Origin of the sequence: Chitinophaga sp. CCNWYY40 (genome assembly GCF_037483205.1) — a bacterium.
In the GTDB taxonomy this organism is placed as follows: Bacteria; Bacteroidota; Bacteroidia; order Chitinophagales; family Chitinophagaceae; genus Chitinophaga; species Chitinophaga ginsengisegetis.
In genome coordinates, this window is sequence record NZ_JBBHLF010000001.1 from 1,357,403 (window position 1) to 1,370,692 (window position 13,290).

Consider the following 13,290-nt stretch of genomic DNA (forward strand, 5'->3'; position numbering starts at 1 on the left):
CACCCAGGCAGGGGTTTTAGCCCCTCTATTACAGGCAAACCCTGATTATACGTGGTAATAAAACGACTATGAGGCGCAGATAAGCCGTATCTGTATAGGTACGGCTTATCTACGGCTTAAATACGGCTTATATACGGGTTATCTACGGCTTATCCTATATTGGCGTATGCCTGGGCCTGGTATAGTGTATACCGTTGTTATAGGCCACATGAAAAGAAAAAGGACTGTATTCAGGAAAAAAAACGAGTACGCAGTTCAGTTGCGCAGAAGAGTATGCATATTTGCATAAACACTATTTGCCTTGACACTGGAAGCACTATACGAAACAATTCATTTACGGAAAAGGCCGGAGGATGTGGCAGCCCTGGTGCAGGATGTGCTTGGGGAACGCCTGAACGGGAAAGACGCGAAGCTACTGGGAAAGGCCGTGGCGGCGGCTTTGCGTAATACGGTATGGCAGTATACAGCTATGCTGGAGCAGTTTGCGAAAGTAGTAGGTGCGGAGAAGCAGGTGCATAAGGCTATTCAGTTATTCAAACTGGATAAACAGTTACAGGTGGGGGCTTATGATGATCCGGATGCTATAGAAGCATTTGTAGCCAATGTTAGTCCGCTGATACACAAAACACCCGGTTACAGTAATTATCAAACGGACCGGCTGAACCGGGAAGGGCGGGCGGCTGCAGGTCTTGATATTTCCAGGCGGCAGTACAATAAATTATTCCGCTCGCTACGTCATCTGGAAAAGAAACTGGGGATTCTCATCCGCGAGCGGCAGAAGAATTTCTTCCAGCGGGTAGGTAAGCATGGCTTTGCGGAGGATATTACGCGGGAAGAATTTATGGCAGATGTAAACAGCGCTTGTTTTATTGCTTATTATACGGCCCGTTGTAACCTGCGTAGCGAGTTTACCGTGAGCGGGCAGCAACGGCCTTATGATGAAATTGCCGATATGCTTTTCCAGCGTTGCCGGCAGGGGGCAAAGCATACCAACTGGTGGGCGATTGCACAGGTATATGTTAAGCCGGCGGTGTTGGAGAAACTCCGCAACGATCAGCAGGGAATCTTACTCGGCAAGTGGACCAGCCTGCTGGAGCAGGTGGCAGTTTTTTTAGGAGAACTGTGGACGCAAAATGATTTTAACCGCCAGACGATGGTGGTGCAATCGGGAAACGATTCCACCACCTGGAACAATACAGCAGGAGCCTGGAACAAGGCGAGAGACAGCTGGATCAACCTGCTTTATGGCCTGGGGATGGAGTTTGTGCTGGAGGAGATGTGCCCGGGCAAGGTGATGCGGTTAATCGCAGCCGATGTGGCGGCCTGGCATTACTTAAACGGAAACAGTGGAGATCCGGATCTGCTGGTATGGAACAAGGTTCCGCTGCCCTGGAAAGTATTGTCCGGAAAGGCAACGTGTAGGCGCAGTGAGGTGGAAGCAGCCTGCAAGGCGGCAGGACTGGATGCGGAAAAATCCGGGTGGATAGCGCCACGGCCGCATGGAGTAGTGGCTTTTAAGCCCACACCGGAGCTGGTGCATGGCGTTGCAGTTTCTAATCCCTATCTTGCAAAAATATTGAAGCAACATCAATACTTTTCGGGAAAAGATGTAAAGCCATTATTTCCCGGGCAAAATTAACGGAGTAGTTCAGTGGAAGAACTTCCGGCACGTTATCCGGATAGACGCAGGTTCGAGCCCTGCCTCCGTTACAATGGTTGTTTGGTGGAGGTTCATAAACAGGAAGAACCATGACCGGACGGCACTCATGGCTTTTCTGCTTAAGACCGTAATATTACTGCTTTCTCTCCTTCCCCGTAGCTTTCTTAATATTCAGTTCACATCATCTCTCTATGTTTGTCTACGGATATGGAAAAGCTATCAGATCACAGGTTGCTCTTATTGATTCAGAAGGGAAATCATGCTGCTTTCACTATGCTGGTCAGGCGGTACTGGGAGTGTATTTACGACTACACAAGGTCCAGGATCAAGCAGCAGGTAGATGCACAGGATATTGTACAGGATATTTTCGTCGGTTGCTGGAGTAACCGGGAAAAGTTGTATGTCGGGGAAAGTGGCCGTTTCAGCAGCTACCTTTATCAGGCAGCCAGGTATGCCATAATAGATTACTTTTCAAAACCAGGCATTACTATTTATAATGATATACTGCTGGAATCGGCCACAGACCAGCAAATGGAGAGTAATTCCGAGACGCGGCTATATATGAAGGAACTTGAACTTCACCTGCGTCAGGAAGTAGAGCAGTTACCCGATCGCCTTAAAATGCCTTACCTGCTTAGCCGGGAGGGAAATCTCAGTATGAAAGATATTGCAGGAAAATTGTCGCTTTCAGAGCAAACGGTAAAGAATAATATTACGCTTGCTCTTCGGATTCTACGCAAGCGCCTGCACGAAAATGAGCATTACCTCGGATGTATGATGATGCTGCTGGCCATGCCATCTTATACCGACTTAATAATTCCATAACATACTTTTGCGGTACCTGCATATGCTCAGGGAGATTATACTCTCTGTATGGAGCATCAACAACAGCAAAGTAATGATATAAAGGCGCTGCTGAAGCGTTACCTGGAGGGTACTGCATCTCCCGCAGAAAAAGAAAGGGTGGCTTACTGGTATAGTACGCTCAACGACCAGTCATCCGTATCCCTGTCGCCCGCGGAGCGGGATGCGCTTGGGCAAACAATCCTTCTCAACATACACCGGAAAACGATAGTCCCATCGGGACAGGTAAAAAGAAAATGGATTTCTTATGCCGCTGCGGCAGTGTTGCTGTTTGCCGGTACCGGAGGTTTTATGTATGCCAGGTACCATCGTACAGCGCCGTTGATGTTTGTTCATACGGAAGTTGGAAGTACCAGGCAGTTGGTATTACCCGATAGCAGTACCGTGGTGCTGAATGCAGGCAGTACGCTGGAGATCCCTGCCGGGTTTGGGCGTCATGAAAGAAACGTTACACTCACGGGGGAAGCCTATTTTGATATCCGGCCCGACCCGGCGCATCCTTTCAGGGTGCATCATGGAAAATTAACTACTACCGTGCTGGGAACAGCGTTTAATGTACGCGCTTACCCCGGGGATGAAAATACTAAAGTGGCCGTGGTTAGTGGCAGGGTACAGGTAGAAATAAATGGAACGGCTATACGTCGTTTTTTCCTGGAACACCACGAATCGCTTCAGTATGACATACGGGGTGGTATTGCATTGAAAGGCAGGGAAGACACCGCCCGGATAGGACAGTGGCAAAGGAAGGTCCTGGATTTTAATGGCTATACCCTGGCGGAAATGGTAGCCGAGCTGCAACGTCAATACCCTGTTGTGATACAACTAAATGCTACACCGGACGATACCACACATTACAACATCATTTTCCGTCAGGAAAAAATGGATAATATACTGAAAGTACTCACCGGTCTTACCGGTATCACTTATAAAAATGAGAAAGGGAAAATAATCATTTACAGCAAAACCTATGCAAAGTAACATGTAATCAAAAAACCGGAAGTGCTACCAACACCTCCGGTCTGCACCTGTGCCGGTTAGGGCACAGCATTTTTAACAGCTTAAGTAACATTAAAAACAGTACAAAAATGAGAAAAATTTACACTGGTTGCATCAAACCGGTCAAAACTCTTTTTTCTTTAAAAATGAGACTAGCATTTTTTTTCGCATTTCTTTCCACTTCTATGGCATCGGCCACTCACATAGAAGGGCAGACGATGGAAAAGATCCGGGTAGATATCAACGCCAGGAATCTACCGATGAAAAAGGTATTACAGATGGTAGAGCAACAATCTGCTCTCACAATCGGTTATGACCTTAGTATTATTCCTGCCGACAGTAAGATCACCTACATGGCTTCGGGCAAAACTGTAGTAACGGTATTAAAGGAGTTGTTAAGCGCTTTTCCGGTTGATATTGTAGCGGTGAATGATAAATACCTGTTGATACAATCCAATGGGCAGCAGCAGGCCGTAAGGATTACCGGCCGGATAACAGACAATACCACCGGAGAACCATTGCCGGGCGTAAGCATCAGCATTAAAGGAAGTTCTTCCGGCACACAGTCGGATGTGGATGGCCGTTTTTCACTGGGCTTTCCTGCCAATAAAGAAGAAGCAACCCTGGTAGTGTATTTCCTGGGCTTTAAAAAGAAGGAGCTGTTGCTGAAAAAAGCAAACAGCAGTGGGCTCAATATTCAGCTGGAAGAAGACAGGCTGGGGCTTGACGAAGTGGTGGTAACCGGGCAGGGTGTGGATATTGCCAAACGCCGCCTGTCGTCCAATATCGTCAGCATCGGCGCCCGCGACATTGCAGATGTACCGGTGTCACGTTTGGACCAGCTGTTGCAATCCCGCCTGCCTAATGCGCAGATAAAACTCACAGGAGGCCAGGCAGGCGCTACTTCCCTCATCCGCGCAAGAGGCGTTAATTCCGCTTTTGTAAACTCTACGCCAATAATTTATGTGGATGGGGTAAGGATGGATAACCTCAATACAGCGTCGGCGCTCGGCGGCGGAAGTACGCAGGGAGCAGCCATCAGCGCTATTGCGGATATACCTATGGATAATATTGATAAGATAGAGTACATCAATGGGGGCGCTGCAACTACGATGTACGGGTCTGACGCCGCCAATGGCGTTATCCAGATCTTTACCAAAAAAGGAGGCGCCGGCGCCGCTTCCATTAATGCGGAAACTCAAATGGGTGTGGAAACGCCAACGGCAGATTTCCTGCGTTTCAAACGCACCAAAGAATTGTTGATGCAAAATGGATTCTACCAAAAGCATCATCTTGGCATCAATGGTGGCCAGGATAAATTTGGTTACAGCTTCTCCGGTAATTATCTCAACTCCCAGGGTACAGAAATATTTAACCAGAACAGGAACCGTAAAATCGATTTCAGCACCGGGTTCCGGGCAGGATTGGGAGAGAAGGTAACGTACGAAAGTTCATTCACGTTTGTAAACAACAAGTATAAACGCAATCGCAATGGTAACCAGGGAGGCTATACAGGACTATGGTTTACAGAAAGCGGTGCTTCTGCTATTACCGGCCCTAAGTTTAATCCCGATATAGATAATCTGTCTGATGATGATTTTCAGAAGATGAAAACTTATGTACGGGAAGCAGAGCGTCTCCAGGATAATGATATTACGGTGAACAGGTTTCAAACTTCGCAGTCGTTTAAATACCGGCCGTTGAAGAACCTGGTGTTTAAGGCTACCGGTGGTATCGACTACCGGGTGCAGAAGAACCAGGTGATCACCACCAACCAGTACCTGTCATTTACTACCGGCAACCCCGTAAAAGACCAGGGAAGCATCACTAACAATGATCGTAAATACCTCGGCATAACGCTCGAACTGAACGGACAGCATGAATGGAAAACCGGGCAGTTTTCATTTGTTACAACAGCAGGAACGCAGTTCTTCCGTAACGAGGATCAGCAGATCGCTTATAATGGCGCCAACATCCGGGATGGAGCCAGGAATATTAAGGATGCTGCCTCTAAGACGAGCGACGAATTTTATCTGGAAGTAGTGAACTATGGTATTTATCTGCAGGAAAATATCGGGTTTAAAAACAAGTTGTTTATTGACCTGGGGATCCGCGGTGATGGTAATCCTGCTTTTGGCCGTAACATAGGCATACAGTATTATCCCAAAGTTGGATTTTCCTATGTACCAAGTGCGGAGCCGTGGTTTGCGGGTCTGACACAGGTGATTTCTTCTGCTAAAATTCGTGGTGGATACGGTATTGCGGGTAACCTGCCTACTGCTTTTGCCAACGAAAGAACCATTGCTTTTCAGGGTTATAACAGCGATCAGGCTGCGTTCTTTGGTCAACCAGGCAACGACAACCTGAAACCTGAAAAAACACATACGCTGGAAGCCGGAGTGGATCTGGGGTTTATAAAAGACCGTTTATTGGTTTCTGCCGGTTATTACAATGCGAAAACGCATGATGCACTCTTTTATGTGCCGCCAACGCCTTCTACCGGTCAGTCGATGTCGCAGTTATATAATGTTGGAAGGATATTGAACCGTGGATGGGAGTTGAGTATTACTGCCATCCCGGTAGAGACAAAGAATTTTTCACTGCGCCTGAATGCCTCACTGAATACGTTGTATAATAATGTTGAAAGCTCAGGCGGCGTAGCGCCCTTTAATATTAATGGTTTCAGCGCCAGAACTATACAAACGGTTGTACAGGAAGGTTTCCCGGTTGGTTTCCTGAGAGGGAACGTTGGCGTGTTCGGCCCGGATGGTGTATTGCAGTCGACTACCGCACAACAAAATCTCGGCACCACTATTCCCGACTTATTCGGAAGCCTCGGCCTGAACCTGCGGTACAAACAATTTACTTTTTTTGCTAACGGCGATTACCAGAAGGGCGCCTATGCCAATTCTTTCGACCGTCAGTTCAGGTTCAACTATGGCGCGGATAATGAAGGAATCCCTCAGGCGGAGATCGACAAGAACAAGCGTACCAACTGGCTGAATTTTACCAATATGTTTACCGAGAAAACAGACTATATCAAGATCCGGCTGATTGGCTGCACCTATACCTGGAAGCCGGCCATGTTCAACCGGGTGATTAAATCCGCAACAGTAGGTTTCTCCGCTGTAAATCCGCTGAATTTTGCCACTTCTTCATTTGATCCTGAAGCAACTATCAGCGGCAGTGCGCAGGGGCAGGGAGGCGCTACTACAGGCGGTATTTCCTATGCCACCTATTCCGCACCAAGACAATTCTTAGGCACCTTACGTTTAAACTTCTAAAAATGGCAATCATGAAAAGATATATAACCGCCATCCTGTTGTCAGGAATCGTGGCACTGGACAGCTGTTCCGTACTCAATCCGAATGTTACAGAGCCGGGTTTCCTGGCTAATCCGAACGCTGCAAGCAGCTGGGTAACCGGGTTACGCAGGCAGTTGGCATTGACGATGAACCAGGTAGTGGTGTCTTCAGAACTGGTGTCCGATAACTATTATAACAATCGCACATTAAGCAGTAAAGTATTCGATATCCCACAGATTGATTTCATTGACCTGGATGTAAACAATATGCAGGTGCATGTGCAGCGTTTGCGGGAGATGTCGGAATATGGACTGGAGAAAGTATTGCCTGCTGACCCGGCGGCTACCGCTGCTGATTCTGCAGAAGTATATTTCAGCTGTGCTTTTGCACATATACTCAGCGGGGAATTGTTTGTAGGACTTCCCGGCAGCAACACCGGTCCTGTATTATCTCCTGATGAACATTTAAGAATAGCGATCAGCCAGTTGGATAAGGCAATGGCACTCACGAAGAACATCACGGAAACCGGTGCTTATACACTGCTCAAAGCCAGGGCTTATTATGCCATGGGAGATGCGGCCAATGCTGCCAGGTTTGCCACCGCCGCTATGAGCAACAACAGCCTGCTCAGGCAGGTGAAATATGATGGGGTAAATAATGTGCCGAATGATATGCAAACGTACATTTTCTCCTCAACCAATAATGAGTTTGCGCCTTTGCCACGTTTGGATTTCCTGGACCCGAAATATTTCCATACCGGTCTTGCTGCCAATGATCAAAAGCCTGTTACCATTGTAAAAGCGGAAGAGGCATGGCTGATCCTGGCCGAAACCCTGATCGCCGCCGGGAAACTGACAGAAGGACGCAATACCCTTAAGGAATTATTAGCGCTGGTGGCCACCCGGCCGGTTGTGATGGTGGATGATAAGAAGGAAACCCGCAACGGCGGTAATCGTAAGGATTACCCGCTTACTGCCGTAAAAGTGATGTTTGACGCCAACGATTCGTTGCGCAGCAATTATGTGCTGGATCGTCAGGCTGGTAACGTGAAGGTATATACGGTTTCAGGTACGCTGGTCACCGTAAATGATCTGGATGCAGCCGTTACTGAAGATCAGTTATTGTATATACTCTACCGGTTGCGCCAGGAGATCTTTATGGCAGAGGGAAGACGTATGACAGATCTTGGAATCAGGTTCCCGGTTTCACAAACAGAGCAACTGAATAATCCCAATGTGAAATCAGAACATATAAAAGCACAGATACCCTCATTTATACCACTGAACCGGGGGATGGATGATTTTACCTACGACAAGGCAAATGGCGTGGTAACAATGAAGTATGATATGAATGCGGTGCTGGTAAAAAACAAACATGCAAAGGAAATTTTCCCTTTTATCAATTAACAAAGCAATTAAATTATATGAGAGGATTTATTTTATTCGTTAGTACGTTGCTGGTATTGGCAACGGGTGCAATGGCGCAGAAAGCGAAATATGTAGTGATGATCAGTATAGACGGGTTCCGCCCGGACTTTTATCTCGACAAATCCTGGCCGGCGCCCAATATGCAGCTGTTAAAGGAAAAAGGCGTGCATGCCACAGGCGTGAGAGGCGTTTTTCCCACTATCACCTATCCATCCCACACTACACTGATTACAGGTGTAGTTCCTGCAAAGCATGGTATTTATTACAACACGCCTTTCGAGCCGGAAGGCGCCAGCGGACGTTGGTATTCAGAATCATCCGCTATCAAAACAGAAACCCTGTGGGATGCTGTGGGGAAAGCGGGGATGATATCAGCGGCTGTTTCCTGGCCAGTATCAGTAGGGGCGCCGGTGACCTACAACATACCTGAAACATTTTCCCTGAAGAATCCTGGCGACCGCCGGGCTCCAACCAGCGAGCAATCCACGCCGAAGGGACTGTTTGAAGAGGTACAGCGATATGCCACCGGTGAGTTGCAGTCGACCGATCTGAATCTCCACTACCTGGGTATGAACGAAACACTGAGCAGGATGGCCGCTTATCTCATTGGCCGTTACAAGCCTAATCTTTTAACGGTACACCTGCCATGTACAGATGAGGTACAGCACCGGGAAGGGAGAGAAGGCATGAACGTGCCCGCGGCAGTAGCTTCGGCAGATCACGGTATCGGCACTATACTGGAAGCAATAGAGAAAGCGGGTATCGGCGATAGCACTGCTATAATTATAACAGGAGATCATGGTTTTGTGGATATCCATACTTCCCTGGCGCCGAATGTGTGGCTTGCACAGAAAGGGCTGACTGGCAGTAAAAACAATCCCGGCAGCTGGAAGGCTATGTTCCACAGTGGCGGTGGTTCAACTTTCCTTAAACTGAAAGATAAAAATGATCAGAAAACATTGCAACAGGTGAAAGACATGCTCAATGAATTACCGGCAGGTATCCGCAAACAGTTTGCAATCATTGAACAACCGGCGTTGTCAAAATCCGGTGCAGACCCGGATGCAGTTCTGGCACTTACTGCCGTGCAGGGAATTTCTTTCTCTTCCGGCATGAACGGAGAGGCGGTTAAGAAAGCCAACGGTGGCGCCCACGGCTATTTTCCTGATTTCCGGGAGATACAGACCGGCTTTATAGGGTATGGCGCAGGTCTTGAAGAAAAGGTAACTGTGCCTGTACTTGGCCTGGAAGATATAGCCCCGTTAGTAGCGAAACTATTGGGTATAACTCTTAAAGAGGCGGACGGCGTGCTTTATCCGGGTATGCTGAAGAAATAGTACAAAATATGGAGAGAAGAATTACCGGTTCTTCTCTCCGTATTTAAAGAACACAGGAAATACAACAGATAACCTCTCGATTACGCCAATGCTACCAGATAAAAAACGGTGTTAAAAGTTTATAATTATTTTATCGCCTCATAATTTTTTTTTAGATTGATTTATGAAGAAGAAACTCCTTTGCTGTTTTTTATTTCCCCTGATTATTTCCTGTAAAAAGGATAGTGCTAAAACCACATCCAATTTGCCTGAACCGGATACTGCTGTTATTGGAAATTCCTATGCGATTGTGACGGCAGCCAGTAGTATAGCGTTGGACGCTGGTTCCGTATATAGGTTGGGTTTGGCGCCTTATGCGTCTTTCTTTAAATTTGACCGGAGCGTAAAAAATGGCGACTTGTACTTCGAAGCAATTGGAGAAAGTGCAAAGCAATTCAGGCCGTTAAAGTTTTTCATTTTAAATAACGGAACGGGAAAAGTGGTTGCCATTGCCACTCCCTCCGAAGCGGAACTGGAAAAGTTTAATGAAGAATGGCAGCGGTGAGTAAATGATCTGTATGCACCGGCAGCCATCAACGGCAAAGAGCAGCAGCCTTAGATTTGTGGCGTGCCTGCCTCTTCAAAAAGGCGCATTGCAAGCAAGCCGTTTCCAACGGCACCACCCGCACGAAGCGCTGCCGCAATAAACACCGTTTCCGCGATCTCTTCGCGGGTTGCTCCCGCCTCAACAGCATTTTTGATGTGTGATTCAATGCAGTATGCGCATTGGGTTGTGAGAGCAACAGCCACGGACATCAGTTCCCGGTATTTTATGGGAATAACGCCATCCTTTCTTTCAGCAGTATGTTTAAGGTTAAAGAATGCTGCTGCTTCTTTGGAAGCTGCATTAACAAGGGTGTCAACATACGCGCGGTCTTTCGGAGATTGATATTCAGACATGTGAGCTTGATAAGGGTTTATAAAAACGGTGTACTGTGTCAACCAGGAGTTAACATAAACAAAATAGGGGAAAATGTGATAGGGTGTATGCAGCAACAATGGACTGCACAGAAAATCAATGAACATTGAAAATGGGAATAGCAAAGTGTTTCAGGGATTATGCTGTCTCCAGCTTACAAATTCTTCCAACCTTTGCCGGTTGATGACCTGGTTATTCCATAGCCAGGTATCCGGCTCGTCTATGCGGGACAAGCTTGCGTCTGACTGTACGGCCAGCCATTGCACAAATGCCGGCCGGGAATTGAAGGTGTGCACGGGTTCCAGCCAGCCGTCCCATACAGCTGCGTACACGTAATTTCCATCCGTATTCTTTTCCAGCCCCATACCACAATAATCACGATGACTGTAACAGAGCGCGCCATGCGACAGTGCTGCAGCCACCTGCTCTGCCAGTTCCAGGCCATAGGGAGTATTCCGGCTCAGTAACATTTGTTTGAGCTCCTGCAGGCGGTGGGCTTCTTCCGCTTTTTGGTCACGCGCCTCTTTATCCTTTTGCGCAGCGGCCTGCTGGTGGGAGACCGTGTTATATACAAAACTGTTACGCCCCAGGTCTATATCTATGGTGAAGGCTGCGGCATCCGTAGCCGCTGTCGACTGGTAGCTGTCCAGCAGTTTATTGATGTCGCGTTCCAGTTCCCAGAAAAAGATGTTTTTACCATCTGCTCTTTGTCCGCGCATGGTAAGGAGGAAGGAGGGGACCAGGCGACACTCCAGGCGGCCGGTGATGCATTGAGCGGCTTCCAGCTTGTTTCTCAGGGCTTCGTTGAGCTGTTCCGTGATCATAGAAAGTAGTTGTATATGGTTTACGTTGGTGTAAAAAATACGGAGAATTTTTATGGTAGCGCCTGGGCTTCTGCAATTACGATAGCGGCCAGTTCTTTTTCCAGCTTATTACGATTAGCAAGGCTGTTGGTAAGAATAACAAATCCTGAATGAAGAACAGGGAAACATTCCAGGGAACTACGTGAGCCTCCGGTGCCCCCGCCGTGTTCAAGTACCTGGTATCCTTCCGGCGTTGTATGTTTAAACCAGTTCATCCCCATACCTTCCTGGTTTGTTCCATAGGTAAGTTGATGAGAAAGGGCAATAGCAGGTGAAGCATCCGTGTTGTTGGCTTTGATAAAGCGGATAAGGTCGCGTGTCGTTGACCGCAATGCACCCATCGCAGGGAGGTAAGACATGTCCCATAATGGGACTACCTGACGGTTTTCATTATGCGGCCAGGCAATGGCGTCTGCCGGCAATGCGGCTATATCTATCCGGGTGTCCGTCATAGAATACGGTTCCAGGATATTTTTTGAAACGAGCGAAAAATAGGGCTGACCATACACGTCTTCCAGCAAGGTACCAAGCAAAGCCACCGCCATATTGGAATAGGATGATATCTTTCCGGGAAATGTGTCCATCTTCATGTTGTGCAAACCTTCATACAACAATTGCCGGGTGTAGTCATGCAGCGGATTGAGCGAGTCATACTCCGGTCGCTCCCACATATTCGGGAAGATACGGGTGATCCTTGAAGTATGGTTTGCCAGGTCTTTTACCCGGATAGGAACCCCTTTATATTCGAGATTTGGATAGGCTCCTTTCAGATACTTACGTATATCATCATCCAATCCTATTTTTTTATCCAGTACCGCCTGCCCAAGTAAAATGCCTGTAAAAGCTTTGGTGGTAGAGCCAATCTCGTAAAACGTGCTGTTGCCGGGAAGTTTGTTGTTACCTGCTTTTGTTTCACCATAGTTATAAAAACAGGTCTTGTCTTTTATAAGGATGCCCACGGAAATTCCTACCGCCCGCTTATCTTGTAAATACCGTTGCACACTTTGATCTATCAGTGAATCCAGCCTGGTGCGCAGTGGGTTATCGTTGAGGACAGATTGCGCCTGCAGGGTATTGTGCAGGAAAAGACCAGACAAAATGGCAAGTATTATTTTCATAAAAACAGGATAATATCTTGGAAAGATTAAACAGGATGTAATTGCCAGCACTAAGGAGAATGTTGTTCAGGTGTTGCAACTATTTTGAAACCAGCCTTTTCCTGATCCTGCTTAATGCTTCTGGCGTAACTCCAAGATAAGATGCCACGTAATACTGCGGTACTCTTTGAATCAGCTCTTCTCTTTCTTTTATAAGATTCAAATACCGCTCTTCGGGTTTTTCTCCCATCAACTTAGCGTTTTTTTGGGTAACACGCAAAAACTGGGCTTCTGCAATGAGCCTGCCAATGCGTTCGTACTCAGGAAACCTTTCATACAGCTTTTGCAGGCTGTTGAAATGCAGATGATACAATTCACAATCTTCCAAGGCTTCTATTCCATAATTAGCAGGATGGGACGTCAAAAAACTTTCATAATCTCCAGTAAATTGATGTTCAAAAAAGAACTCATAGACGGTCTTTTTCCCGTCAGACAAATCAAATACGATCACCGCCCCCTTCTCAATAAAGGAAACCCATTTGTTTACAGCACCCAAATCACTGATAATTTCCCCTTTCTTGTAAGACTTCACTACCAAAAGCTCAGTAAGAGACTCCCATGCCCCGGCAGAAAGGTTGGGTAAAAATTGCAAAAAATACTGATGAATATTTTCAAACATAAACTTAGCGGGCTTCAATAGACTGTTTTTTCCAGGGCACTTTCTTTATTGACCCAAATCAATGAACAGGGAGATCCTGTTGTGGAAATTTGTCCAAAATAATT

At 47.0% G+C, this 13,290-nt stretch carries 11 protein-coding genes and 1 tRNA gene; 8 read left to right on the forward strand and 4 right to left on the reverse strand.

Going from position 1 to position 13,290, the window contains the following annotated elements:
• The first annotated feature begins 301 nt into the window (after positions 1-301).
• The 8 genes from V7S65_RS05465 to V7S65_RS05500 all read left to right on the forward strand — a co-directional run bounded on the left by V7S65_RS05465 (position 302) and on the right by V7S65_RS05500 (position 10,133).
• Positions 302-1,639 carry a hypothetical protein gene (locus V7S65_RS05465; protein WP_336385938.1) on the forward strand — a complete coding sequence of 446 codons (1,338 nt, stop codon included), beginning with the start codon at positions 302-304 and terminating at the stop codon, positions 1,637-1,639.
• Positions 1,638-1,710 (forward strand) — tRNA-Thr (locus V7S65_RS05470). The genes V7S65_RS05465 and V7S65_RS05470 overlap by 2 nt, the downstream gene beginning before the upstream one ends.
• A 157-nt stretch (positions 1,711-1,867) precedes the next feature.
• Positions 1,868-2,485 (forward strand): RNA polymerase sigma factor, encoded by a 618-nt coding sequence (locus tag V7S65_RS05475; RefSeq protein WP_143313471.1) that lies wholly within the window; start codon positions 1,868-1,870, stop codon positions 2,483-2,485.
• A gap of 48 nt (positions 2,486-2,533) precedes the next feature.
• Positions 2,534-3,502, forward strand: coding sequence for a FecR family protein (locus V7S65_RS05480; RefSeq protein ID WP_336385937.1), 969 nt, complete (start codon positions 2,534-2,536; stop codon positions 3,500-3,502).
• 164 nt (positions 3,503-3,666) lie between these two features.
• Positions 3,667-6,804 carry a TonB-dependent receptor domain-containing protein gene (locus tag V7S65_RS05485; protein ID WP_336385936.1) on the forward strand — a complete coding sequence of 1,046 codons (3,138 nt, stop codon included), beginning with the start codon at positions 3,667-3,669 and terminating at the stop codon, positions 6,802-6,804.
• Between the two features lie 11 nt (positions 6,805-6,815).
• Positions 6,816-8,231: a hypothetical protein gene (locus V7S65_RS05490; RefSeq protein ID WP_336385935.1), complete on the forward strand. Its 1,416-nt coding sequence runs from the start codon at positions 6,816-6,818 to the stop codon at positions 8,229-8,231.
• A 17-nt stretch (positions 8,232-8,248) separates the two neighbouring features.
• Positions 8,249-9,589, forward strand: coding sequence for an alkaline phosphatase family protein (locus V7S65_RS05495; RefSeq protein WP_336385934.1), 1,341 nt, complete (start codon positions 8,249-8,251; stop codon positions 9,587-9,589).
• Positions 9,590-9,752: 163 nt separating this feature from the next.
• Complete coding sequence (locus V7S65_RS05500) at positions 9,753-10,133, forward strand: hypothetical protein (protein WP_336385933.1); 381 nt, start codon at positions 9,753-9,755, stop codon at positions 10,131-10,133.
• Between the two features lie 50 nt (positions 10,134-10,183).
• Here V7S65_RS05500 and V7S65_RS05505 read toward each other — a convergent pair whose 3' ends face one another.
• The 4 genes from V7S65_RS05505 to V7S65_RS05520 form a co-directional block, all read right to left on the reverse strand.
• A complete protein-coding gene (locus V7S65_RS05505) occupies positions 10,184-10,528 on the reverse strand; it encodes a carboxymuconolactone decarboxylase family protein (RefSeq protein WP_079467828.1) in 345 nt (114 codons plus the stop codon).
• A 150-nt stretch (positions 10,529-10,678) separates the two neighbouring features.
• Positions 10,679-11,371: a hypothetical protein gene (locus V7S65_RS05510; protein WP_336385932.1), complete on the reverse strand. Its 693-nt coding sequence runs from the start codon at positions 11,369-11,371 to the stop codon at positions 10,679-10,681.
• 50 nt (positions 11,372-11,421) lie between these two features.
• Complete coding sequence (locus V7S65_RS05515; RefSeq protein WP_336385931.1) at positions 11,422-12,528, reverse strand: serine hydrolase domain-containing protein; 1,107 nt, start codon at positions 12,526-12,528, stop codon at positions 11,422-11,424.
• A 79-nt stretch (positions 12,529-12,607) separates the two neighbouring features.
• The gene (locus V7S65_RS05520) at positions 12,608-13,204 is read right to left on the reverse strand and encodes a Crp/Fnr family transcriptional regulator (protein WP_336385930.1); all 597 of its coding nucleotides are present in this window, start codon (positions 13,202-13,204) and stop codon (positions 12,608-12,610) included.
• Positions 13,205-13,290: the final 86 nt, after the last annotated feature.

Coding starts and splice junctions, on each gene's coding strand:
- V7S65_RS05475 (WP_143313471.1), top strand. CDS start 1,868: ATGGAAAAGCTATCAGATCACAGGTTGCTCTTATTGATTCAGAAGGGA.
- V7S65_RS05490 (WP_336385935.1), top strand. CDS start 6,816: ATGAAAAGATATATAACCGCCATCCTGTTGTCAGGAATCGTGGCACTG.
- V7S65_RS05495 (WP_336385934.1), top strand. CDS start 8,249: ATGAGAGGATTTATTTTATTCGTTAGTACGTTGCTGGTATTGGCAACG.
- V7S65_RS05515 (WP_336385931.1), bottom strand. CDS start 12,528: ATGAAAATAATACTTGCCATTTTGTCTGGTCTTTTCCTGCACAATACC.
- V7S65_RS05500 (WP_336385933.1), top strand. CDS start 9,753: ATGAAGAAGAAACTCCTTTGCTGTTTTTTATTTCCCCTGATTATTTCC.
- V7S65_RS05480 (WP_336385937.1), top strand. CDS start 2,534: ATGGAGCATCAACAACAGCAAAGTAATGATATAAAGGCGCTGCTGAAG.
- V7S65_RS05510 (WP_336385932.1), bottom strand. CDS start 11,371: ATGATCACGGAACAGCTCAACGAAGCCCTGAGAAACAAGCTGGAAGCC.
- V7S65_RS05485 (WP_336385936.1), top strand. CDS start 3,667: ATGAGACTAGCATTTTTTTTCGCATTTCTTTCCACTTCTATGGCATCG.
- V7S65_RS05505 (WP_079467828.1), bottom strand. CDS start 10,528: ATGTCTGAATATCAATCTCCGAAAGACCGCGCGTATGTTGACACCCTT.